26 protein-coding genes, 1 pseudogene and 1 riboswitch are annotated in these 22145 nt (G+C 64.1%); of the genes and pseudogenes, 16 read left to right on the forward strand and 11 right to left on the reverse strand.

Annotation, left to right across the window (positions count from 1 at the left end):
* Window positions 1-152 precede the first annotated feature (152 nt).
* Window positions 153-314, forward strand: a complete 162-nt coding sequence (locus ANTHELSMS3_RS25705) for a hypothetical protein (protein WP_157733638.1) — start codon at window positions 153-155, stop codon at window positions 312-314.
* A 243-nt stretch (window positions 315-557) separates the two neighbouring features.
* Here ANTHELSMS3_RS25705 and ANTHELSMS3_RS23725 read toward each other — a convergent pair whose 3' ends face one another.
* The 6 genes from ANTHELSMS3_RS23725 to ANTHELSMS3_RS26165 are packed head-to-tail and all read right to left on the reverse strand — an operon-like array spanning window position 558 to window position 6392.
* Window positions 558-2897: a heavy metal translocating P-type ATPase gene (locus ANTHELSMS3_RS23725; RefSeq protein ID WP_094037497.1), complete on the reverse strand. Its 2340-nt coding sequence runs from the start codon at window positions 2895-2897 to the stop codon at window positions 558-560.
* Between the two features lie 50 nt (window positions 2898-2947).
* The gene (locus ANTHELSMS3_RS23730) at window positions 2948-4261 is read right to left on the reverse strand and encodes an APC family permease (RefSeq protein WP_094037498.1); all 1314 of its coding nucleotides are present in this window, start codon (window positions 4259-4261) and stop codon (window positions 2948-2950) included.
* Window positions 4258-4950 carry a TVP38/TMEM64 family protein gene (locus ANTHELSMS3_RS23735; RefSeq protein WP_094037499.1) on the reverse strand — a complete coding sequence of 231 codons (693 nt, stop codon included), beginning with the start codon at window positions 4948-4950 and terminating at the stop codon, window positions 4258-4260. The genes ANTHELSMS3_RS23730 and ANTHELSMS3_RS23735 overlap by 4 nt, the downstream gene beginning before the upstream one ends.
* Window position 4951: 1 nt before the next feature.
* Entirely contained in the window at window positions 4952-5425 is a 474-nt protein-coding gene (locus tag ANTHELSMS3_RS23740) for a rhodanese-like domain-containing protein (protein ID WP_254694950.1), read from the reverse strand.
* Window positions 5415-5801, reverse strand: coding sequence for a DUF302 domain-containing protein (locus ANTHELSMS3_RS23745; protein WP_094037500.1), 387 nt, complete (start codon window positions 5799-5801; stop codon window positions 5415-5417). The genes ANTHELSMS3_RS23740 and ANTHELSMS3_RS23745 overlap by 11 nt, the downstream gene beginning before the upstream one ends.
* Before the next feature lie 60 nt (window positions 5802-5861).
* The gene (locus tag ANTHELSMS3_RS26165) at window positions 5862-6392 is read right to left on the reverse strand and encodes a calcium-binding protein (protein ID WP_254694951.1); all 531 of its coding nucleotides are present in this window, start codon (window positions 6390-6392) and stop codon (window positions 5862-5864) included.
* Window positions 6393-6561: 169 nt separating this feature from the next.
* Between ANTHELSMS3_RS26165 and ANTHELSMS3_RS23755 the strand changes: the two genes are divergently transcribed.
* Genes ANTHELSMS3_RS23755 through ccmI form a run of 7 tightly spaced genes read left to right on the forward strand, consistent with a single transcriptional unit; the run spans window position 6562 to window position 13183 of the window.
* Window positions 6562-7284 carry a response regulator gene (locus ANTHELSMS3_RS23755; RefSeq protein ID WP_094037501.1) on the forward strand — a complete coding sequence of 241 codons (723 nt, stop codon included), beginning with the start codon at window positions 6562-6564 and terminating at the stop codon, window positions 7282-7284.
* On the forward strand, window positions 7281-8690 hold the full coding sequence (locus tag ANTHELSMS3_RS23760) for an ATP-binding protein (protein WP_254694952.1): 1410 nt from the start codon (window positions 7281-7283) through the stop codon (window positions 8688-8690). The genes ANTHELSMS3_RS23755 and ANTHELSMS3_RS23760 overlap by 4 nt, the downstream gene beginning before the upstream one ends.
* Window positions 8687-8995 carry an SHOCT domain-containing protein gene (locus ANTHELSMS3_RS23765; protein WP_254694953.1) on the forward strand — a complete coding sequence of 103 codons (309 nt, stop codon included), beginning with the start codon at window positions 8687-8689 and terminating at the stop codon, window positions 8993-8995. The genes ANTHELSMS3_RS23760 and ANTHELSMS3_RS23765 overlap by 4 nt, the downstream gene beginning before the upstream one ends.
* 27 nt (window positions 8996-9022) lie before the next feature.
* Complete coding sequence (locus tag ANTHELSMS3_RS23770) at window positions 9023-11017, forward strand: heme lyase CcmF/NrfE family subunit (RefSeq protein WP_094037502.1); 1995 nt, start codon at window positions 9023-9025, stop codon at window positions 11015-11017.
* A gap of 8 nt (window positions 11018-11025) precedes the next feature.
* Window positions 11026-11580, forward strand: coding sequence for a DsbE family thiol:disulfide interchange protein (locus ANTHELSMS3_RS23775; RefSeq protein WP_094037503.1), 555 nt, complete (start codon window positions 11026-11028; stop codon window positions 11578-11580).
* Window positions 11577-12050, forward strand: a complete 474-nt coding sequence (locus ANTHELSMS3_RS23780) for a cytochrome c-type biogenesis protein (RefSeq protein ID WP_094037504.1) — start codon at window positions 11577-11579, stop codon at window positions 12048-12050. Before ANTHELSMS3_RS23775 ends, ANTHELSMS3_RS23780 begins: the two co-directional genes overlap by 4 nt.
* A complete protein-coding gene (ccmI, locus tag ANTHELSMS3_RS23785; protein WP_094037505.1) occupies window positions 12047-13183 on the forward strand; it encodes a c-type cytochrome biogenesis protein CcmI in 1137 nt (378 codons plus the stop codon). The genes ANTHELSMS3_RS23780 and ccmI overlap by 4 nt, the downstream gene beginning before the upstream one ends.
* Here the strand turns inward: ccmI and ANTHELSMS3_RS23790 are convergent, their stop codons facing one another.
* Entirely contained in the window at window positions 13184-13726 is a 543-nt protein-coding gene (locus tag ANTHELSMS3_RS23790; RefSeq protein ID WP_094037603.1) for a histidine phosphatase family protein, read from the reverse strand. It abuts the gene before it with no gap.
* 32 nt (window positions 13727-13758) lie between these two features.
* Window positions 13759-13892, forward strand: a riboswitch (cobalamin riboswitch).
* A gap of 23 nt (window positions 13893-13915) precedes the next feature.
* Here ANTHELSMS3_RS23790 and ANTHELSMS3_RS23795 point away from each other — a divergent pair.
* On the forward strand, window positions 13916-14128 hold the full coding sequence (locus ANTHELSMS3_RS23795; RefSeq protein ID WP_094037506.1) for a CbtB domain-containing protein: 213 nt from the start codon (window positions 13916-13918) through the stop codon (window positions 14126-14128).
* Window positions 14129-14137: 9 nt separating this feature from the next.
* On the forward strand, window positions 14138-14848 hold the full coding sequence (locus ANTHELSMS3_RS23800; RefSeq protein ID WP_094037507.1) for a CbtA family protein: 711 nt from the start codon (window positions 14138-14140) through the stop codon (window positions 14846-14848).
* Between the two features lie 161 nt (window positions 14849-15009).
* On the opposite strand, the pseudogene ANTHELSMS3_RS26170 reads toward ANTHELSMS3_RS23800, so the two are convergent.
* Window positions 15010-15174 (reverse strand): annotated as a pseudogene (locus ANTHELSMS3_RS26170) (thioredoxin family protein); the annotation flags it as partial.
* A gap of 461 nt (window positions 15175-15635) precedes the next feature.
* Between ANTHELSMS3_RS26170 and ANTHELSMS3_RS25715 the strand changes: the two are divergent.
* The gene (locus ANTHELSMS3_RS25715; protein ID WP_157733639.1) at window positions 15636-15791 is read left to right on the forward strand and encodes a hypothetical protein; all 156 of its coding nucleotides are present in this window, start codon (window positions 15636-15638) and stop codon (window positions 15789-15791) included.
* A 2-nt stretch (window positions 15792-15793) separates the two neighbouring features.
* Here the strand turns inward: ANTHELSMS3_RS25715 and ANTHELSMS3_RS23815 are convergent, their stop codons facing one another.
* From ANTHELSMS3_RS23815 to ANTHELSMS3_RS23825, 3 genes are all read right to left on the reverse strand, one after another.
* A complete protein-coding gene (locus ANTHELSMS3_RS23815) occupies window positions 15794-16414 on the reverse strand; it encodes a class I SAM-dependent methyltransferase (RefSeq protein WP_094037604.1) in 621 nt (206 codons plus the stop codon).
* 73 nt (window positions 16415-16487) lie between these two features.
* Window positions 16488-18563, reverse strand: a complete 2076-nt coding sequence (locus tag ANTHELSMS3_RS23820) for a protein-disulfide reductase DsbD family protein (protein ID WP_254694954.1) — start codon at window positions 18561-18563, stop codon at window positions 16488-16490.
* Between the two features lie 234 nt (window positions 18564-18797).
* Complete coding sequence (locus ANTHELSMS3_RS23825) at window positions 18798-19070, reverse strand: DUF2933 domain-containing protein (RefSeq protein WP_094037510.1); 273 nt, start codon at window positions 19068-19070, stop codon at window positions 18798-18800.
* A 158-nt stretch (window positions 19071-19228) separates the two neighbouring features.
* On the opposite strand from ANTHELSMS3_RS23825, the gene ANTHELSMS3_RS23830 reads away from it, so the two are divergent.
* Genes ANTHELSMS3_RS23830 through ANTHELSMS3_RS23850 form a run of 5 tightly spaced genes read left to right on the forward strand, consistent with a single transcriptional unit; the run spans window position 19229 to window position 22107 of the window.
* A complete protein-coding gene (locus tag ANTHELSMS3_RS23830; protein WP_094037606.1) occupies window positions 19229-19795 on the forward strand; it encodes a L,D-transpeptidase in 567 nt (188 codons plus the stop codon).
* 25 nt (window positions 19796-19820) lie between these two features.
* On the forward strand, window positions 19821-20279 hold the full coding sequence (locus ANTHELSMS3_RS23835) for a c-type cytochrome (RefSeq protein WP_094037511.1): 459 nt from the start codon (window positions 19821-19823) through the stop codon (window positions 20277-20279).
* Window positions 20279-20593, forward strand: coding sequence for a hypothetical protein (locus ANTHELSMS3_RS23840; RefSeq protein WP_157733640.1), 315 nt, complete (start codon window positions 20279-20281; stop codon window positions 20591-20593). The genes ANTHELSMS3_RS23835 and ANTHELSMS3_RS23840 overlap by 1 nt, the downstream gene beginning before the upstream one ends.
* A gap of 39 nt (window positions 20594-20632) precedes the next feature.
* The gene (locus ANTHELSMS3_RS23845) at window positions 20633-21199 is read left to right on the forward strand and encodes a c-type cytochrome (protein WP_094037513.1); all 567 of its coding nucleotides are present in this window, start codon (window positions 20633-20635) and stop codon (window positions 21197-21199) included.
* A gap of 2 nt (window positions 21200-21201) precedes the next feature.
* Entirely contained in the window at window positions 21202-22107 is a 906-nt protein-coding gene (locus ANTHELSMS3_RS23850) for a c-type cytochrome (protein ID WP_094037514.1), read from the forward strand.
* Window positions 22108-22145: the final 38 nt, after the last annotated feature.

A 22145-nucleotide genomic window follows, 5' to 3' on the forward strand; every position in this document is an offset into this window, starting at 1 on the left:
ATTTTTCCGTTTTGCCGGAAAATTCCGCGCATTGCATCTATCAACCGCAAATTGCATGTTGCAGGTGCAGCATAACGCTCCTAAGACGCCGACAAGAATGTGACAGCGCTACAGATCAATCGCTTTGCATCACGAGTTCAGAGGAGAGTGCAATGTCCCAAGCCCCGCGTTTGACCGGCACACCCACCATGCGGATCCTCTCCAAGACCTCGGGCGCGCTGGTCGGCTACCTCTACGAATGGGATAACGGCGACCTCCAGCCAGCTTGGTTCGACGGCGAGGTGCAGGGCGTGCTGTATGAGCCTATGAACTGACGCGGTGGATGCCCCCCAACCAGCGGCATCTCGTATGCAATGATGGCTCGATTGGGACCGAACAGAGGGCAATTCAATGACAACAACGATAGAAGACGAATGAATTCAAACTCTCGATCCGAAGCGAGGCAAGCGAGTGGCGATTGCAAAATGGCCGAATCTTTCGATGAGCACCATTTCCGGTATTCAAAGGCGACGAACGCAGACCTATTCTATCGGTATCTGGGCAGTATCTGCCTGGCCTCACAGGTCAACACGACGCAGCCTCAACGCATTGCCGATGACCGAAACGGAAGAAAGGCTCATCGCCGCAGCCGCGATCATCGGCGATAAAAGAAGCCCAAAGAACGGGTACAGTATGCCCGCCGCGATGGGCACGCCCGCCGCGTTGTAGGCAAAGGCGAAGAAGAGATTTTCCTTGATGTTGCGTAGCGTCGCAGTGGCAAGTTTGCGGGCGCGGACGATGCCGGTTAGATCGCCGCCCAAGAGCGTGATCCCGGCGCTTTCGACAGCCACGTCGGCGCCGGTGCCCATGGCAATCCCGACATCGGCGGCGGCAAGGGCAGGGGCGTCATTCACCCCGTCGCCCGCCATCGCGATATAGGCGCCTTGCGCGCGTAACTCCTCGACAAGGGCTTGCTTGTCCTCGGGCAATACGCCCGCGCGGACCTCGTCAATATCGAGCTGTCGCGCGACGGCTTCGGCGGTGCGCTGGTTGTCGCCCGTCGCCATGATGACCCGGAGGCCAAGCGCGTGCAGGTCGCGGATCGCGTCGGCGGTCGTCTCCTTGATCGGGTCGGCTACGGCAACCAGACCGGCCAGCGTTCCGTCAAGGGCGACATACATCGCCGTTTTGCCGTCCGCGCGCAGCGCATCGGCGGCCGCGTCCCCGGCAGAGGTGTCGATCCCCAGCGTCACCATCAACGCTGGGTTGCCAAGCGCCACATCGCGGCCTTCGACCCGCCCGGTGACGCCCTTGCCCGTCACCGCATCGAACTGGGACGATGCGGGGCGCGGAGCGCCCCTGTCCTGCGCGCCCTTCAAGATCGCTTCGGCCAGAGGGTGTTCGGACCCGCGTTCCAGCGCGGCGGCATAGGCAAGCACGTCCGCCTCATTCGTGCCCGACAGGCCGACCACGTCGGTCAGGGTGGGCTTGCCCATGGTCAGCGTGCCGGTCTTGTCGACGATGACAGTATCGACGCGGGCCATGCGCTCCAGTGCCTCGGCGTCCTTGATCAGCACGCCCGCCTGCGCGCCACGCCCGGCGGCGGTGGTGATCGAGATCGGCGTAGCCAGCCCCAGCGCACAAGGGCAGGCGATGATCAGCACGGAAACGGCAGCTGTGATGGCAAAGGCCAGCGCCGGGTCAGGCCCGTTCAAAAGCCACGCAAAGAAGGCCAGCGTCGCGATACCGACCACAGTGGGCACGAAAACCGCCGAAACCCGGTCTGCCAGACCTTGGATCGGCGCGCGCGACCGGCGGGCGCCCGCGACCATGTCGACGATCTGGGAAAGCACTGTGTCGGCACCGACCTGCTTGGCGCGGATTGCCAGCGTGCCATTCTTGTTGATCGTGCCGCCGGTGACGCGGTCGCCTGCGGTCTTTTCGATGGGCACAGGTTCGCCGGTGATCATGCTTTCATCAACCGAGGACCGGCCCTCGACCACTTCGGCATCCACAGGAATGCTGTCGCCAGGACGGACGCGCAGCATGTCGCCCGCGACCACGTTTTCCAGCGGCGCATCGTATTCCTCGCCATCGGGCAGGATGCGGCGGGCGGTCTTTGGCGCAAGGTCCAGCAGAGCGCGGATCGCATCGCCTGTGCGTTCGCGCGCGCGTAGTTCCAGTACCTGCCCGACGAAAATCAGTGTGACGATGACGACCGATGCTTCGAAATAGGTGCCGACGCCTTCGCCCATCCGGTAGTCCTCGGGGAAGACACCGGGCAGGAAAGTGGCAAAGATCGAATAGACATAGGCCGACCCGACCCCAAGCGAGATCAGCGTCCACATGTTGGGTGACAGGTTTCGAAACGAATCCAGCCCGCGTTTGAAGAACGGCAGCGCGGCCCACAGGACGATGGGCGTGGCCAACAGGAATTCGATATAGGTCGCGACACGGTGGCCCAGCCAGTCGCGGACGGGCAGGCCGACAAGCTCTCCCATCGTCAGGATGACCAGAGGCACCGCCGCCGCGGCGCTGATCCACATCCGGCGGGTAAAGTCAGTCAGTTCTTCGGACGGTTCGTCGCTGGGTTGCATCGGCTCCAGCGCCATGCCGCAGATCGGGCAGGCCCCCGGTTTGTCGCGGACGATCTCGGGGTGCATGGGGCAGATCCATTGCGTGCCGGGTTGCGCCTTTTGGCCTGCCTTGTCGGCATTGCCGGAAGCAAAAAGCCACGGGTCGGCCATGAAGGTTTCCTCGCAGGTCTTTGAGCAAAAAAGATATGTCTCTCCACCGAAAGTCTGCGTCCGGGTGTCGTCCTTGACCGCGAATGTCATGCCGCAAACCGGGTCAGTGGCCGTCCGGGTCCCGTCGGGGATCGGGGCGTGATGCGCATGGTGGTGGGCATGGTCGGACATATTCGGATTCCTTTCCCGGATCAGTCATGACTCCTCCAGCAACTGGAAGGTCAAGCGCTGTGTTGGTGCTGCGCTTCAGGCGGGTGCCGTCGCAGAAAGACGTGCTCGAAGCCAAAGACGATGACCATTCCGACAACTGCGATCACCACGATCCACGGGTCGGCCTGCCATTTCATCCCGGCAAAGGCGGCCAACACAACGGCGTCCAATCCGATGGCGGTCAGCAAGACCCAGCCTCGCGCGCCCACCTGCGTCCGCAGATTGCGGAACACCCCCCAGTGGATCAGCATGTCCATCAGCAAATAAAAGAACGCCCCCAGAGACGCGATGCGCCCGAGGTCGAAGAAGATGGTCAGCAGCGCGGCAATCACAACCGTGTAGACCAGAGTGTGGTCGCGGATGACGCCAGGCATGCCGAAATGGCTGTGCGGGATCATCCGCATCTCGGTCAGCATGGCCAGCATGCGCGACACGGCAAAGACGCTGGCGATCAGGCCAGAGGCCGTCGCCACAAGCGCCAAACCAACGGTCAGGTAGAACCCCGTCTGCCCAAGGGCCGGTTCCGCCGCCTCGGCCAGCGCATAGTCCTGCGCAGCAACGATCCGGTCCAGCGGCAGACTGCTGCCGACGGCAAAAGCGACCAAAAGGTAGACCAGCGTGCAGACGGCGATGGAAACGATGATGGCACGGCCAACGTTGCGGTGCGGGTCTGTGATCTCGGCTCCGCTGTTGGTGATGGTCGTGAACCCCTTGAAGGCGAGGATCGCCAGCGCCATCGACGCGAAAAAGCCGGTGACCCCGGTGTCTTGCTGTCCCCCGGTCGCCTCGAAGCTGACCCCGCCCGCCCAAAGCGCGGCAATGCCGAAAACGGTGATGCCCCCGACCTTCAGCGCTGCCATCAGCACTGACAGCCAGCCGACGGACCGGTTGCCCGCGACATTGACCAGCCAGGCAAAGACGATGACGCTCACGCCGATGGCGGGCACAAGCCATGTGTCCCGCGGCATGTTGAGCCCGCGCAGCAGGTAAGTGGCAAAGGTCCGCGCTACGAGGCTTTCGTTGATGACCATCGACAGCGCCATCAGCAGGGCGGCCCCAGCGGCGACGGTCGTAGGACCATAGGCCTTTTGCAGGATCATCCCGATCCCGCCCGCAGAGGGGTAGGCGTTCGACATCTTGACATAGGTGTAGGCGCTGAAGGCGGTGACGACGGCCCCGGCGATGAATGCAAAGGGAAAGAACGGCCCCGCCAAAGCCGCGATCTGACCGGTCAGTGCGAGGATCCCGGCGCCGATCATCACGCCGGTGCCCATGGCGATGGCATCTAGCAGGGTCAGGCTGTTCTTGCGAAAATCCGAACTCATTCCATGTTCCTCTTGTCGACTGGCCGAGCGCGTAAGGCCAGCACCATCAGCGGCACTGCCGTGACCAGCCCGAGGCCGAGGGCCAGCCATTCCGCCGACCCGAAATCGCCCTGCATGGCGATGCTGCCCACATGCGCCAGAACGAAGCTGGCAGGCAGGATGCCAGCCATCGTCGCCAGCGCAAAGCGCCAGGCGTGCAGGCGGCTCAGCCCGGCGGCATAGCTCATCGCGTCGAACGACACAAAAGGCAGGAGCCGGCTGACGAAAACCGTCAGCGTCAGCGCGTTCTGAGAGCCGAACAGCCCGCGATCTGCGTTGCGACCCAGTAGACGTTCGACCGTGCCACGCCCGAGGGTCCGCGCGAGGACAAAGGCGATGACCGCTCCAATCTCGGACCCGATAGCGACATAGGCCGCCCCGGCATAGTGCCCATAAGCCGCGCCCGCAGCCAGCGCGATGGGGGCGCTGGGGATCGGGCTCGCGACAACGGCGGCAGTCATCAGCCCGACAACGGCAACAGGCCCCCACGGGCCAGCGGCATCGACCCAGGTTTCGATCTGCGCCCGCTCGATTGTCGGAATTTGGCCACCCAGAAGCCAGTACAGGGCCAGCGCGCCCAGCAGCGCCGCCGCGATCCACGCCCAGGGGCGGAGCGCCGCCTTGGGTTGATCCGCGCTCCGCACAGGCATGTCAGACCAGCGCCTCTGGCAAGGATGCAAGCGCCGCGTCCAGCGGCACGACCGGCAACCCGGCAGCGATCCAGCCCGGCCCCTCCCCGGAGCCGAGCATCCCTTCGGAGATGTCGAAATAGCCGGAGTAGCCCGCGCGCATCAACGCACCCAGCACCGACAGTGACCGCCCGCCCGTGGCGCAGATCAGCCCGACGGTGCGCTCTTCCGCCAAGGCGCGGGCCGCAAAGAGGCGCTCGGCAAAGCGGGCTTCGTGCATGCTGATCGGCCAGACCCCGGCGCCGATCCCGGTTTCCTGCCATTCCTCGCGAGAGCGGATATCGATCACCCGCGCGGCATCATTCAGCAGCGCGTCATAGGCCTGATCGGCGGACCATACGCCCGTGCCCTGCGCGCGGGCGGGCAGTGTCAACAGCCCCCCGCCCGAGGCCGCCAGCCCGGTCAGCAAGAACCGTCGTGAGCAATCAGGCCGCATTGACGGCCCTCACCAGCATATCGCGCACCTGACCAGCGGTGGCGTGCAATTGGTCGTTGTCGATCGCCGCCATCGAAGCGACGGGATCGATGGCGCTGACCTCGGTGCCGCCCTCGACCTCGCGCAGGATGACGTTGCAGGGCAGCATCGCGCCGACGCGTGGTTCCAGCCCGAGGGCCTCATAGGCCATCTTGGGATTGCAGGCGCCAAGGATGCGGTAGCCGTCCATCTCGACGTCGATCTTCGTCTTCATCGTCGCTTTGACGTCGATTTCGGTCAGCACGCCGAACCCGGCCTCGGACAGGGCGGCGCACACCCGCATGTCAGCGTCGTCCATCGACACTCCGCTCAGCAGGCGGTCATCGGTATAACTCATGGCAAGTCTCCTTTCAGTGCGGCATGGCCCGGTAGCGGGGGCCATGCCGGTGTAACTGGCTTATTCCTGCGTTGGATCCATCATGCCTGACTTGGGGCCAATCCGCCCAGCAATACCCTGCATTTCGGGGCCGGTGATCTTGCCGTCGCCGTCGGCATCAAGATGCTGGAACCGGTCAACCATCGTCTCGCGCATCATTTGTGCGTGCCAGTCGGCGAATTCTTTTAGGCTCAGGCTGCCATCCCCGTCGCCGTCATGGGACTTCAACCCTTGCTGCATCATGTCGCGCATGTCCCCCACGCCACCGCCTGATGCACCCATCATGGGGAGCATCATCTGCATCATGTCGCGGTCCATCATGCCCATAGAAAAGGACCCCATGCCCTTCATCGGCAAATCGCCGCCCGCGTGCATCTGCATCATCATCTGCATCATGTTCTTGTGCATGTCCCCATTCATTTGGGGGCTGGCCTTGTCTTTGCCCGTCGGGCCGGCGCCGTTTCCGGTGTGGTGGTCTGCGTCCGCGAGCGCGGGCGCTGCAGTCAGTGCCAGAACGGCAAGAACAGAGGCGGCTTTTTTCAGTCGGGGCATCTTGTGCTCCTTGCAATTGGTTATGGCGTTTCCGACCCTAGTCAAACGCCGTTTGGGGGCGACATGCAGCCCCGGATTTGTAACGATCTGTCGCAAAGTCGGGGCGTGATACAAACCGCTACAAATCGACCGGTAAAGTTCTCGCGCCCGGTCCGTTAGAAGGGGGCGCATGAGACAGCAATCGCATATCCTCGTGGTCGACGATCACGCCCAGATCCGCGAAAGCGTCACGCGGTTCCTGCAAAAGAACGGCCTTCGCGCCACGGCGGCCAAGGATGCGGCCGAAATGGATGCGTGCCTTGCGGTCGGCCAGTTCGACCTGATGGTGCTGGATGTCATGATGCCGGGCGAGGACGGTCTGTCCGTCTGTCGCCGCCTGTCGCCGCAGGGCAACCTACCGATCATCCTGCTGACCGCACTAGGCGAGGAAACCGACCGGATCGTCGGGCTGGAACTGGGGGCGGACGACTATCTGGCCAAGCCGTTCAACCCCCGCGAATTGCTTGCGCGGATCAAGTCGGTCCTGCGACGGACCTCTCGCGATGCCCCCATGGCCGGGCGACTGGCGGGTCAGACGGTGCGCTTTGCCCACTTGCTGCTGGACACCGACAGGCAGGTGCTGCGCGAAGACGCAGGCGCGGAAACGCCGCTGACCAGTGCCGAATTCAAGCTGCTGTCGGTCTTTCTGGAACGTCCGCGCATGGTGTTGAGCCGCGATCAGTTGCTGGACTTGACGGCGGGCCGTATGGCCGGACCGCTGGATCGCACCATCGACAACCAGATCAGCCGCCTGCGCCGCAAGATCGAACCCGACGTGCTGCGCCCCCGCATCATCAAGACGGTGCGCAATGGCGGTTACAGCCTTGCCTGCGACGTTGAGGCCGGGGCATGAGCTTGCGAGCGGCGATGACCCTGCGCTGGCAGTTGGTCCTGCTGATCGTGGCGGCGCTGACCGTGGCGCAGATCATCAGCTTGCTGCTGTTCGCAGACGAGCGCAGCCTCGCGATCCGCGCAGCGCTTGGCTTTGAAGCGGCGGGCCGCGCCGCCAATGTGGCGCGTCTGATCGAAGAGGCGCCGCCCGATCTGCACGCCTCGATCTTGCGTGCGGCCAGTTCGCCCCTCGTGCGGTTCGACCTGTCTGAGAAAGCCTTGGTCCAGCACAGCGACCATTTCCATGGCGGGCTGGTCGAAAGCCGCATCCGCGCCCTGCTGGATGACAGCTATAGTCGCGACATCCGTGTCGAGCTGCACCAGATCGAGGGGCAACTGATGCCTCTCGCCAATCTGTCGCGCGAGATGACAGAGATGCACATGGCGATGATGCGGGGCGAGCTCACGGCCATCGAGATGAACCTGTCCATCGCCATTTCCGGGGGGCGCTGGCTGAACGTTGGGACGCGGTTCGAACGCCCGCCGATCCAATGGCCGCTGGAATCCATGCTGGCCTTTGCCCTGTCAGCCTCTGTGCTGCTGATCGTAGTAGTCTGGTTCGTCATGGCGCGGCTGACCGGACCGCTGCGGCGGCTGGCGCGGGCTGCGGACCGGCTGGGGCGGGGCGAGGACGTGCCCGAACTGCCAGTCGCCGGCCCGACGGAAGTCCGCGACCTGACGGTGTCCTTCAACCGGATGCAGGAACGCCTGACACGCTTCGTCAATGACCGGACACGGATGCTGGCGGCGCTGGGGCATGACCTGCGCTCGCCCCTGACGGCTATGCGGGTGCGCGCCGAAATGGTCGATGACGACGAAACGCGCGACAGCATCATCACCTCGGTCAAGGAAATGCAGGGCATGGTCGAGGCGACGCTGACATTCGCGCGTGGATTGACCGGGTCGGAGCCGCCCGAACGCGTCAACCTACGCGACTACCTGGGCGGGCTGTGCCAGACCTTGCCCGCTGAGGTCGCCCTGCAGGGACCCGACGACACAGAACTGCACCTGCGTCCCAATGCCATGCGTCGCGCGCTACGCAACCTGATCGAGAACGCCCTGCGTTACGGCCAAGCGGCGCGGATCAACTGGCAAAAGACAGGCGGAGAGGTCGTGCTGACCCTCGACGACGACGGGCCTGGTATCCCCGAAGACCAGTTGGACAAGGTCTTTGACCCGTTCGTGCGGCTGGAAGAGTCGCGCTCTCTGAAAACTGGTGGGCACGGGTTGGGGCTGTCGATCGCCCGGACAATCATCCAGTCGCATGGCGGCGATGTCACGCTTTCGAATCGACCCGAAGGTGGGCTGCGGGCGCGAGTGCGGCTGCCGAGCGGACTTGCGGCAAACACCGAAAGGGAAACGCCATGAGACAGATCCTGATTGCACTGGGCGTGGCGATGGCCGCAGCCGGACATGCGGTGGCCGATGCCGGTGACGGCATGATGAATGGCACCGACATGGGGGGCTACGGATTTGGCTTTGGCGGGTTCGGTATGCTGCTGTTCTGGGGGCTGGTGATTGCGGCTGTGGCTCTGGCCGTGATGCGGTTGTCGGGCCGCGGCGACACCGGGACAGCCGTGCCGGATGCGCTCGAGGAACTGCGCCTACGCTATGCGCGTGGCGAGATCGACAAAGAAGAATTCCAGCAACGCAAGGCTGCGCTGGACAAATAACCGCGACACCCCCGAGGAGGGCCGAGCATGATCCCGGAAATCGGACATTTTTCACTGGCATTGGCGCTGGCCCTTGCCATCGTTCAGGGCGTGCTGCCATTGCTGGGCGCATCGCGGGGCAACCTGGTGTGGATGCAATCCGCGCAGTCCTCGGCTATGGGACAGGTGGTTTTTGTCGGGCTAGCCTTTGCAGCGTTGATGCGCTCCTTCGTGGTTAGCGACTTTACTGTGCTGAACGTAGTTGAGAATTCGCATTCCCTGAAACCGATATTGTTCAAGATCGCCGGAACATGGGGCAGCCACGAAGGCTCGCTGCTGCTGTGGGTGCTGATCCTTACGGTCTTTGGCGCAAGCGTGGCGCTGTTTGGATCGAACATCCCCGCCGAGACGAAGGCGCGCGTCTTGTCGATTCAGGCCTGGATCAGCGTGGGTTTTTTGAGCTTCCTGCTGTTCACCTCGAACCCGTTCGAGCGGGTCTTTCCGCCACCCGCCAATGGCAGCGACCTGAACCCGCTGTTGCAGGATGTCGGTCTCGCCATGCATCCGCCGCTGCTGTATTTCGGCTATGTCGGCTTTTCCATTGTGTTCTCCTTTGCGGTGGCAGCCCTGCTTGAAGGGCGTGTCGACGCCGCGTGGGCGCGCTGGGTGCGGCCTTGGACGCTGGCCGCGTGGATCAGCCTGACGGCCGGGATCGCACTGGGATCGTGGTGGGCCTATTACGAGCTGGGCTGGGGCGGCTGGTGGTTCTGGGACCCGGTTGAGAATGTTAGCTTCATGCCGTGGCTGATGGGCACGGCGCTGCTGCATTCCGCCATCGTCACGGAAAAGCGCGACGCCTTCAAAAGCTGGACGATCCTGCTGGCGATCCTGACTTTTTCGCTGTCGCTTCTGGGCACGTTCATCGTGCGGTCGGGTCTGCTGACCTCGGTCCATGCCTTTGCCGTCGATCCGGAACGCGGGCTGTACATCCTTGGGCTGCTGGGCCTGTCCATCGGCGGGTCGCTGGCGCTGTATGCGTGGCGTGCCCCAGAGATGGAGGGCGGCGGCCTATTCAGGCCTGTCAGCCGCGAGGCGGGTCTGCTGCTCAACAACCTGATCCTCGCGGCGGCGACCGGGACGGTGCTGTTTGGAACGCTCTATCCGTTGCTGCTCGAGGCGCTGACCGGCGACAAGATCTCGGTAGGTCCACCGTTCTTCAACGCGGCCTTCGTGCCGATGATGTTGGTGCTCGTGCTGTTCATGGGGGTCGGGCCATTCTTGTCATGGAAGCGCGCGGACATCGCCGGAGTGCTGCAACGGGTGCGTTTCATTGCGCTGCTCTGCGTGGCTGCGGCCTTGGTGCTGTGGTATGTGCAGACCGGTGCACCTGTTCTGGCCTATGTGGCAGTTGCGGCAGCGCTATGGTTGCTGCTGGCGACGCTTCGGGAGTGGGCGCTGCGGATCAAGTTGTTCGTCGCCCCGCTGACCGAGTCGGCTCGTCGCGCGCGCGCAGTGCCACGGGCCGCGCATGGCATGACGCTGGCCCATGCCGGGCTTGCGGTGATCATACTGGGAATGGTCGGGTCAAGCGCCTGGAAGAGCGAAGAAATCGCCTTTGTCCGGCCGGGGGACCGCGTCGAGATCGCCGGGTTCGAGGTGTTGTTCGAGGGTGTCGAACAGCGGCGCGGGCCGAATTACTTTGCCGATCAGGGTCGGCTGAAAGTCTGGCGCAATGGCAGCTACGTGACGACGCTGTTACCCGAACGGCGCAGCTATCCTGTGGCCCGGTCGACGACCACGGAATCCGCGATCCGGTCAACCCTCGCAGGCGATCTATACGCCTCGATCACCGAACCGGCCTCGGACGCGGCAGCCGAGGGCGGCGCGTGGACTTTGCGCATTCTTTATGAACCGTTGGTAAATTTTCTGTGGATCGGTGCGGGCATGCTGGTGCTGGGCGGTGCACTGTCGCTTTCGGACCGCCGCCTGCGCGTGGGAGCGCCGCGCCGGGCGCGGCGTCCGCATCCCCAGCCTGTCGAGTAGGAAAGACCATGAAACGCTTGATTGCCGGGCTGCCGCTGGTGTTAGCCGCCATACTTGGGGCCTTTTTCCTTTGGGGGCTGGACCCGGAACGTGATCCCAACGACATCCCGTCGGTTCTGATCACGCACCCGGTGCCGGACTTTACGCTTGACCCGGTGCCGGGGCTCGACGTGCCGGGCCTTGCCACGGCGGACCTGTCGGGCAATCCCGGTCCCGTCGTGGTCAATGTCTTTGCCTCGTGGTGCGTGCCGTGCAAGGCCGAACACGCAGTTTTGTCGCGGTTCGTCGAACGGGACGGAGTGCGCCTGCTGGGCATCAATTACAAGGACAAACCCGAGGACGCCGTGCGCTGGCTGGCCGAGTTGGGCAACCCCTACAGCGCCATCGGCTCTGACCTTGATGGGCGGGCGGGTATCGAATGGGGCATTTCCGGCGTTCCGGAAACCTTCATCGTCGGCGGCGACGGCACGGTGCTGTATCGCTATGTCGGGCCGATCGTGGGCGAGGACGCAGTGGCGAAATTCACGCTTGCCCTGCAGCAAGCACAAGGCGACCTGTCATGAAGGCGGTGGTCATCGCGGCGCTTCTGGCGCTGTTGCCCATACTCGCACTGGCTGTAGAGCCGGACGAAATCCTTGCCGATCCGGCGCTTGAGGCGCGCGCCCGAGTGATCTCCAAGCAGCTGCGCTGCGTGGTCTGCCAGAACCAGGACATCGACAGTTCGAATGCCGGGGTGGCGCGGGATTTGCGACTGCTCGTGCGTGAACGGCTGACCGCGGGCGACAGCAACGCGGAGGTAATCGACTATATCCACGCGCGGTTTGGCGATTTCGTGTTGCTAAAACCGCCTTTCACACGCCGGACTGTGGTGCTGTGGCTTGCACCACTTGTCCTGATCGGTGCGGCGCTGCTGGCCGGAGGGCTCAGTATTGGCCGGGCCCGACGCGGGCGCGCAGACGCGCCGCTCGATCCGGAAGACGAGGCGCGCATTGCAGCGGCCATGGATCGATATGGACAGGAGGGATCGGAATGATCTGGGGTATTTTCGCCGCCATGGCGCTTGGGGGGTTGACCATCGCGCTGCTTCCAATTCGGCGGGCAGGAGCGTCACTGATCCAGCGTGCCGACGCAGTTCCGGCGGTTCTTGTCGACCAGCTCGAAGAGGTCGACCGCGACATGGCGCGCGGTCTAGTCTCTGCACCCGAGGCCGACGCTGCAAGGCGGGAAATCCGCCGCCGCATGGCGCAGGTCCTGCGGTGCACAGACCAACAGTCCGTCGCGACGTCGGGTGGGCGCGGAGCGCTGATCCTTGCGGCAGTCTTTGTCCCTGTTATGGCTTTTGGCTACTACGCGGTTGCCGGAGCGCCGGATGTGCCAGCAGCGGCGTTTGCCGACCGAGCTGACGATCGCGCCGACGCGCGCCGGATTGCCGAGCTGGCAGGGCAATTGCGCGACAAGCTGATGGCCGAACCCGATGGCGGCCCGACCGAGGGCTGGATGATGCTGGGGCAGACCTATGCGCGCATGGGCCAGTTCGACGAGGCGGTCGAGGCCTTCCGGACGGCCTCTGCCCGCGACGACGCGGAGTCGGCAACATGGTCGATGCTGGCTGAGGCGATGATCCGGGCCAATGACGGGACCGTCACGCCGGACGCGGTGTCTGCGTTGGACAGGGCGCTGACGCTCGACCCGCTTAATCCGGCGGCGGCGTTCTACCTGGCGATTGCGGACGCGCAGGCGGGGGATACCGCGGCGGCCCATGACCGCCTGACCGCGCGACTGGCCGAGACGCCGGGATACCAGCCTTGGATGGACACCTATATCGCGCAGGCCAATGCGTTTGGGGAGACACTCGGGCGGGCGGCCCTCGCGGCGCGTGCGCCTGTCGCCCCCGGCCCCAGCGCCGCCGATGTCGCCGCCGCGCAAGCGATGAGCGACGGGGACAGGGCGGCTTTCATCCGGTCCATGGTGGATCGTCTTGCGACCCGGCTTCAGGACGAACCGGACGACGTGGGCGGATGGCTGCGGCTGGCGAATGCCTTTGGCGTGCTGCATGAGATGGGCAAGGCGCGGGAGGCTTATCTTCGCGCGGATGCGCTGTTGCCTGAGGGTGATCCGCGCAAGGCTGACGTGCGGGCGAGCATCGCAGGCCTGGATAAGCCGTGATCAGTCCAGGGTGCCGGGTCGCCATGTCCATCGTAGACCATCATGTGCCAGGTGGATCGGGACGAGCGGCTGGATATCCAGCCGCAATCCGGCAATTGGCGGCAGGTCCAGCGCGCTGACAAGGACCGCGCGCAGCACGATCGGGGTCGCCAAGGCCACCACGCGATTTGCAGGGCAGGAGGCCATCTGGTCCAGCCAAGATCGCACGGCTGTGCAGAGGTCGATCAGTGACGTACCCCCGTCGGGACGCATCTCAGGATCACGGGTCCAAAGCGAAAGCGATTCGGGATCGCTGGCTGCGATTTCGTCCAGGGTCATGTCGGGCCAGCGTCGGAAATCCTGCGCGCCGAGCGCCGGGCAGTCGTTCGGCTGCATCCCGAGCGCGAGGGCTACCGCGCTGGTTCCCGGCGCGGTCCAGCAAACGCTGCCACGAAGCCGGTCAGAAAGGGTACGCGCCCGCTGCAACTGCGCAGCACTCAATTCCGCGGCAAGGCGAAAGGGGTGATGTACAGACATGGGAGCGGCAACAAGGATCAGGCGCATAGTGGAACTTTCGAACAGGTGAAGAGAGAAACCGTTGGCATGAGAGCGCAGTTTGACCTAGTGCTTAAGTGTAGGGGAACACGGAAGCCGGTGAGAATCCGGAACGGTCGCGCCACTGTGATCGCGCATGCGTAAGTCAGACACGGGTCCCCGGGAATACTCATGACGCGTCATCAAAAGGAGTGCCAAATGACTGTCGCAACCCGTCCCGCCGTTTCTAGCGATCTTCCCGCCATCCCGCTGCGGGACATTGCCCCTTGGGCGGCCCTGGCTTCGCTGTTGGCTGTCTTGGTGGTCTATTTCGTCGGTGCAGAACAGGGCGCATGGTCCGTTTTCCACGGGACAGACGTGCATGAATTCGTGCATGATGCGCGCCACCTTCTTGGCTTTCCCTGCCACTAAGATACAGGCATGACACGTCTTCTTGTGTTCGGCCTGCTGGCCGGGTTGCTGGCGTCCGTGGTGACGTTCGGCGTGGCGCGACTCGTTGGAGAACCCGCGCTGGACGCGGCCATCGCCCTAGAAGTCGCCGACAGTCACGCCCACGCGGCTGATACACCGAATCATCCCGATGCGGTTGGCATGTCGCGCCGCTTGCAAGCTGGGCCGGGATTGTTCGTCGGTCTTGCGGCTATCGGTGCGGCCTTGGGCGGGATCCTGGCGATCAGCTTTGCTGTGGCGCGGGGACGGTTCCTGCATGGATCGACACGAGCCACGGTGGGCTGGATCACGGCGTTGGGATTCGCCGCGGTGATCGTCGTTCCCATGCTGAAGTTTCCGGGGAATCCGCCCGCAGTAGGCAACTCCGAAACGATCGGGGCACGCACGCTGGCTTATTTCGCCTTTCTGGCCCTGTCGCTGGCAACGCTCGGGTTTGCCGTCTCGGCGGTGAAAGGCGTCCCTTCCCGGCACCGCAAGATGCTGATCGGGGCCGCAATCTATGCTGGAGTCATGACCGGGGCAGCAATCGTGCTGCCCTCGTTCCACGAGGTGGATCCGGCTTTTCCGGGTGATGTGCTCTGGCAATTTCGTGCATCGACGCTGGCGGTGCAGGCGACGCTTTGGGCCAGCACGGCAATCGTTTTTTGTTGGCTGGTCGGACGGTACGGCCAATCCGTTTGACGGGCGGGGGATAGGTGTAACGTTGTTGAAAACTGATCGAGAGCCTTCAGCAAGGATTGTTCGGTCAGAATTTCCGACAGGACAATGCCCTCTGGCGCGTCGGGTCCATAAACCGCGTTGAAGGGGATGCCGTAACGGTCAAAGCTTTCGAGATAGCAGGAAGTCGCATCGTGCGGGCACGTCCAGTCGGCCTGCATCAGGGTGATGCCGTCGGCGGACAATGCCGCGCGCATAGGGTCTCGTTCCAACACCAGCGCCTTGTTGGCCTTGCAGGTCAGGCACCAGTCCGAGGTGACATTGACAAAGACGACCTGCCCGTTCGACACAAGCCGCGCGATCTCGGCGCGGACAAAGCTTTGCCAGGTAAGAGCGCCGCTGTTCGGCGCGTGGACACCAAGGGGGCGGCCACCAGCGCCAGCCCGGCCAGCAGCGCCGCGCCGGACAGGCGCGGACCCAGGGACAGGCGGCTGAGTAACAGCAGCCCTGTCACCCTACATTGCGATGCAGACACACAGGCTTGGGAGATCTCTGTAGCCCATGACCGCCTGACCGCGCGACTGGACGAGACGCCGGGATATCAGCGCTGGATGGATACCTATATCGCGCAGGCCAATGCGTATGGGGAGACGCTCGGCCGGGCGCCCATCGCGTCGCGTGCTCCGGTCGCCCTGGCCCCAGTGCCGCCGATATCGCCGCCGCACAGGAGATGAGCGAAGGCGACAGGTCGGCTTTCATCCAGTCCATGGTGGATCGCCTCGCGATCCGGCTTTAGGATGAACCGGACGATGTGGACGGATTGCTGCGGCTGGCGAATGCCTATGGCGTGCTGCATGAGATGGACAAGGCACGGGAGGCGTATCTTCGCACGGATGCGCTGCTGCCTGAGGGTGATCCGCGCAAGGCTGACGTGCGGGCGAAACTGGCGCAAATCGGGCGAGAATGAAGTCAGCCGATCCGGCGCAACAGGCTGTATTGGAAGGCCTGCTGCGTGCCTTTCGGGGTGACGTGCAGGTGGCGGCGATGCGCCACCAGCACGAATCCTTCGGCCAAAAGCGCCGCAATATCCTCGGGGCTGTAGCGGGCGACCGGCAGTCCGCTGCACCGTTCCGGCCCGTCCGGCGCGAAAGTGGCTATGATGGCATGGCCATCGATCCGGACGGCGCGTGTCAGGTTTTCGATATAGGCGGCCCTGTCGGATGGAGCGGTGAGAAAGTGAAACACCGCCCTGTCATGCCACAGGTCGTATGTTCGCGTTGGGGACCAGCTGGTGATGTCCTGGCAAAGCCATGTCACGCTGCGCCCGGAGGACCCGAGTCGATCGCGCGCGGCATCCAAGGCCACATGCGACAGGTCCAGAACTGTCACATCGCGCAACCCCATCGCCAGCACTGTGTCCGTGAAACGGGACATTCCGCCGCCAATGTCGATCACCGATGCGCCGGCGGTGATCCCGGCCATCCGGATCAGGTTGAGCGAGACGGCCGGGTCGTCCTGATGCCAGCTAAGGCGGGTCTCGGGAGTTTTGCCATAGACGGTGTCCCAGTGTTCTTTTCGGTCGACCGACATGGCCATGCCCTCTGACGCGGAATTGCAGACCAACTATAGCTCGAACACATTCGGAAAATAAAATGATTCCACGTCAGTCCGGCAAGGCTGCCTGATCGAGAGCCTTCAGCACGGATTGGGTCGTCAGGAGTTCCGACAGGACGATACCCTCAGGCGCGGCCGGTCCATAGACCGCGTTGAAGGGGATGCCGTAGCGGTCAAAGCTTTCGAGATAGCGCGAGATGGCGTCGTCCGGGCGCGTCCAGTCGGCCTGCATCAGCGTGATTCCATCGGCGGATAACGCAGTGCGCACGGGGTCGCGTTCCAGCACCAACGCCTTGTTAGCCTTGCAGGTCAGGCACCAATCCGCGGTGACATCGACAAAGACGACCTTTCCGTTCGACACCTGCCGCGCGATCTCGGCGCGGGCAAAGCTTTGCCACGCCAGCGCGCCGTTGGTCGGCACGGGGGTGGCTTCGGGCGCGGACACCATGTGGGCGGCCACCAGAGCCAGCCCGGCCAGCAGCGCAGCGCTGGACAGGCGCCGACCCGGTGACATCCGTTTGAGTGATAGCAGCCCCGTAACCGCCATTGCCAATGCCAGCACGATCAGCGCGGTCCGCGCCCCTGCGACGCCGCTCATGACCCAGACCAGCCATCCAAGGGTGGCCAGCAGCATCAGCCCCAGCCCCGCCTTGACCAGCAGCATCCAGCGCCCAGGCTTAGGGAGGCGCGTCACCATCCCCGGCCACGCGGCGACCAGAAGGTAGGGCAGCGCCAGTCCCAGCCCCAGCGCCATAAAGACCACTGCGATATCCAGGCCCCTTCCGGCCAATGCAAAGGCGATGGCGGTGCCCAGCAGGGGCGCTGAACAGGGCGTCGCCATGACCGCCGCGAAGAGGCCGGTGGCGAAATCTCCGCCGCCGCTATTGGCCATGCGCGTCTGAAGCCGCGACGGCAGGGAGATTTCGAACGCGCCCAGCAGGTTGCCGGTAAAGACCGTCATGACAACGATCAGCACCGCAAGGAAGACAGGGTTCTGAAACTGCACGCCCCAGCCCACGGACACGCCCGCCCATTTCAACCCATACAGAACCGCCGCAAGCCCCCACATGAAGGTGATGACCCCGGCGGCGGCCGCCAGAAAACCGCGGCGGATGCGCGGGCCATCCTGCGGATCGTGGCGCAGGACAGTCGAGAGCTTGATCGATAGGACAGGCAGCACGCAGGGCATTGCGTTCAGGATCAGGCCACCAAGGAAGGCCAGCGCGGCGATTCCGACCAGCTTCCCCGCCCTGGTCCGCTGCGTCGCCAGACGGAAGGGCGGCGCAGGGGCGCGCGTCACCGATGTCGTGGGCACCGTATAGGCGCCATCGGCCCCGTCGGTCACGGTAATCAGCGGTGCCTCGGACGGGACGGAGGACAGGATCGGAAGCTGCGCCCAAAGCAGGCTTCCGTCATCGCCCAGCCGTATGTCAGGTGCACCGAAGGCGACGCCATCACCGGCCTCGGGGAAGATGTCGGGCGCGTCGAAGGCTTTGGTGCTGCGCAGCGCGATGGTCAGGCTGCGCGCAGCGTCATCCACATGGAATTGCGCTGAGGTGATCCGGGCGACAGGGGCCTCTTGCGGGACCTTGTCCACGAAACGCCCGATCCGGTCTGCAGAGGTCTGATCGATGCCGCTGCCCTGCGGCAGGTCGAGCGTCAGGACGAAATCCTCGGGCACGCAGATCTCGGAACAGACCAGCAGCGACACGGCGGCGTGCAGCCGGGTTGCGACGCCGGGCTGTTTCAGCGTGATCCGCAAGGGGAACACGACCTCGCCATGATAGCCGAAATTCTGGATGCCGAAGGAAGTGAAGCGTTCCGGCGCGGGCCATTGGAAATCGATCTCGGCGATGTTGGTCGAGCCGGACCAGTCGACGCGGGGCGGTGTGCCGACCTCGCCCGGTGTGTGCCAGTAGGTCTTCCATCCTTCCGCCATGTTCAGGTCCAACCCGGCGGCGAGGGTTCGTGATCCGGGCGCGACACCGTTCTGCGCGGTGATCAGCCGGGCAACGACAGGGGTCGAGCGGTGGCTGTCGGACGTGGCGGCAAAGGTCTCGGTTGCAATCAGAGACAGAGCGGCCAGCAGCACGGCAAGGCATGTCTTCAGGGGAAGGGTCGTCACGTCAGTTTCCCGTGTTCAAGACAAATCCGATGCGACCGTCCGTGCAGCTCAACTGCGCGACGCCGGGCGAAGATGTATCGACGACACGGCAGCCGGGCGGAAGCAACTCCGCGACCGCGTCACGCCCCTGAGTCGACAGGGCTGAGGGCGACCGCAGACAGTCACTGAGTGTGGCCGAACAGCCTGACAGGACCGCCATGGCCCCAAGCGCAAAGACGCGTAGGGTCAAGTGCCTCAGGCCTCTTCGGGGCGGCTTTCCTGGCGCGCCTCGGATTTGGCAGTGTCGTGACCGTGGCACGATTTGCCCATCATCTTGTGCATCACTAGGTGCGCGCCGACACACAGCATCAACGGCGCAAAGGTCAGCGCGTTCGATCCCAGCCCGGACAGCGTGCCCCCGCCGATGAAATACCCGGCTATCGGCAGCAGCATCACGGCGCAGCAGGCCATCATGACCCAATGCATCAGTTTCCCTGCGCCCTTGCCAGAGTGTCCATCATCCTTCATCGCCCGATCCTTTCGCGGTGACAGCGAGAGCGGTTATGGCCCCCTCCTGCAACGGAAGGTCAAGGATACAAACAGATACATTTCTCTGGCCCTGCTGCGATTGATGTGTGCGGCCCGGCCTGTATCTATCATCGCCAAAGCTGACAAAGGATCCGACCATGACAAGACAGGCATCGACACGCCGTGCTGTTCTGCGCGCGGCCGTGGCTTCGGCCGGGCTGATCGCCATGCCCGGCATTCTGCGCGCGGCGGGGGATGTGCAGCGGCGCAACATCTCGGCGTTTCGTACCCACGATTGGCGCGACCACTTCGAACGCCTCGGCAAAGGCATCATCATCGCCGACACCGCCAGCATGATGCTTCAACACTGGACCACAGAGGGTGAGATGCGGCTCTACCCTACGTCTGTCCCGCTGACGGACGAGTTGACCAAACGCGGCTACACCGAGGTCGTTGAAAAGCGCAAGAATCCTGGTTGGGCACCGACCCCGTCGATGCGCGAGCGCAACCCCGAATGGCCCGCCTATGTCGAGGGCGGAGATCCGACTAATCCCCTGGGAACACGGGCGTTGTACCTTTCGTGGACCTATTACCGGATTCATGGCACGCAGGACACGCGCAAGATCGGGCGCAAGTCTTCGAACGGCTGCATCGGCCTCTACAATCGGCAGATCGAAGAGGTATACGACCGCGCGCCCATCGGCACGCAGGTCAAGTTGATCTGAATTCATTCAAGGCAGGAAAGACAAGATGGATAAGTTGATCGGCCTGTTCGGAGTCGTGCTTATCGGTGGGATTGCGGCACTGGGATGGCAGATGTTCTCGCCCGCCGCGGCGCCTCAGGGACATTCCATGGTGTCGCCGGATACCGCCGCCATCCCCGAAGGCGCGCTGATTGCCGAGATCTCACTGCCGGATGACCTGTCGGCCAATGCCAAGCTGGGCAAAACCATATTCGAGGCGGCCTGCGCCAAGTGTCACGGAAAGAATGCTGCCGGTCAGAACGGTATCGCACCGCCTCTGGTCCACAAGATCTACGAGCCAAGTCACCACTCGGACATGGCTTTCGTGTTGGCGGCGCAGAATGGCGTGCGGTCACATCACTGGAGTTTCGGCGACATGCCCAGCGTCGAGGGCGTGACCCAAGGCGACGTCAAGATGATCGTGGCCTATGTGCGTGAATTGCAGCGGGCGAACGGGATTAATTGATGCCGGTTCGATCAGGACTTCGGCTGTGTCTCGTCCTACTTTGCGGGTTGGTTTTGGCGTCGCTCGGCGTGACAGAGTTTGGCCCACATCCTGAAAGCACCAGGATCGCTGCCGTCGACGATCATAACCACGAACCCGAGGCGCAGGGCCATTGCCACCCCGGCATCGACTGTGCCGCACCGGTGATCTTCATCGCAACGCCCCTGCCAGAGGTCACTTTGGCCTGCCTCGACGCTCCGTGCCAGTCAGAGGCGCGGATGGACAAAGGTTGGCGCTTTACCGATGATCCGCCGCCGCCGCGAACACTTGTCTGATGACTCAGCTGAAAACATGATCAACGGAGACATGAGACAATGAAGAAAACGACCCTGACAGCCGCTATCCTGATTGCCGGCACCACCGTCGCTGCACTTGCACACGGCGGCGCAACCGGCATCGTCAAAGAGCGCATGGAGGCCATGATGGCAATGGGCAAGGCGGTGAAATCCGTTGCCCCCATGATGCGCGGCGAAACCGCCTATGACGCAGAGGCCCTGCGCGACGCGGCCCGCACCTTTCAAGCCCATTCCGGAAAGGCCCTGACGGAGCAGTTCCCCAAAGGCTCCGGCGGTGCGCCGTCCGAGACCAAAGACGAAGTCTGGCAGGACTGGGACCGGTTCACCGAATTGGCCGACCAACTGGGCATCTATGCGCGCGGGCTGGAACTGGCGGCGGCCAATGGGCTTGGCAAGCATGGCGGCATGGGTGCGGGTGCCATGATGGGCGGCAGCAGCATGATGGGCGGTGGGTCCATGATGGGCGGAACGGATGGCATGATGAGCGCCGAAGACATCGGCGCAATGCCCGCTGATGCGGCCTTCAACATGACCACGCAGGTCTGTTCCGCCTGCCACGCGCGCTTCCGCGCCGAGGATGATTGACCATGCGGCGCATCCTCTGGGGCGCGGCTGTGCTGGGAACGGTCGGAGCTGCGACCCTGGCGTCGCTTGTCGTCTGGCCGGTCGGCGCTGCGCCAGGGCCGATCGCGCTGTCGGGCGACGTTGATCGAGGGGCTTATCTTGCGCGGGTCAGCGGCTGCATATCCTGTCACTCGAACTTCGAGGCGGCGCGCGCGCCCCTGGCGGGCGGCGCGCCGCTGGATACGCCGTTTGGCACGTTCCACCCACCGAACCTGACCACCGACCCGGTCAGTGGCCTTGGCACCTGGACGGTCGAGCAATTCGCCAAAGCGGTGCGGCAGGGCGTCGGGCCAGACGGAACCCCGTACTACCCGGCTTTTCCCTATGCGTTCTACGCCGATTTCACCGATCAGGACATCGCCGATCTCTGGGCTGCCTTCCAGACGGTGCCGCCAGTTGCGGACCCTGCGCCGGCTCATACGGTGGGCTTCCCCTTCGATCAACGTTGGGGGTTGAAGTTGTGGCGCGCGGCCTTCCTTCACGACCCGGATACCGGGCCGGTCGACGGCCGCAGCGACGCATGGAATCGGGGGCGGGCTCTGGTCCGGGGTCCGGCCCATTGCGGCGCCTGCCATACGCCACGCAACCTTGCCGGAGGGCGTGACCTCGCTACGCGGTTCGCCGGGAATGCCGCCCTTCCCGGCGGCAGCAAGGCGCCTTCGATCCAGCCGCAGGCGCTGGAACAGGGCGGCTGGACCGTTTCGGCGCTGACCTATGCGCTCGAAACCGGGCTGACGCCCTCGGGCGATGCCTTTGGCGGCAGCATGGCCGAAGTGGTGCGCGAGAACACGCGCTTCATGACGCCTGAGGACCGGACCGCCATGGCGATCTACCTTCTGCAAGGCGAAGTCGGCGGGCGGACGGACTGACACGAAACGGGCGGGGGCCACAGTGGCCCTCGCCCCCT

This window comes from Antarctobacter heliothermus, assembly GCF_002237555.1.
Taxonomy (GTDB): Bacteria; Pseudomonadota; Alphaproteobacteria; order Rhodobacterales; family Rhodobacteraceae; genus Antarctobacter; species Antarctobacter heliothermus_B.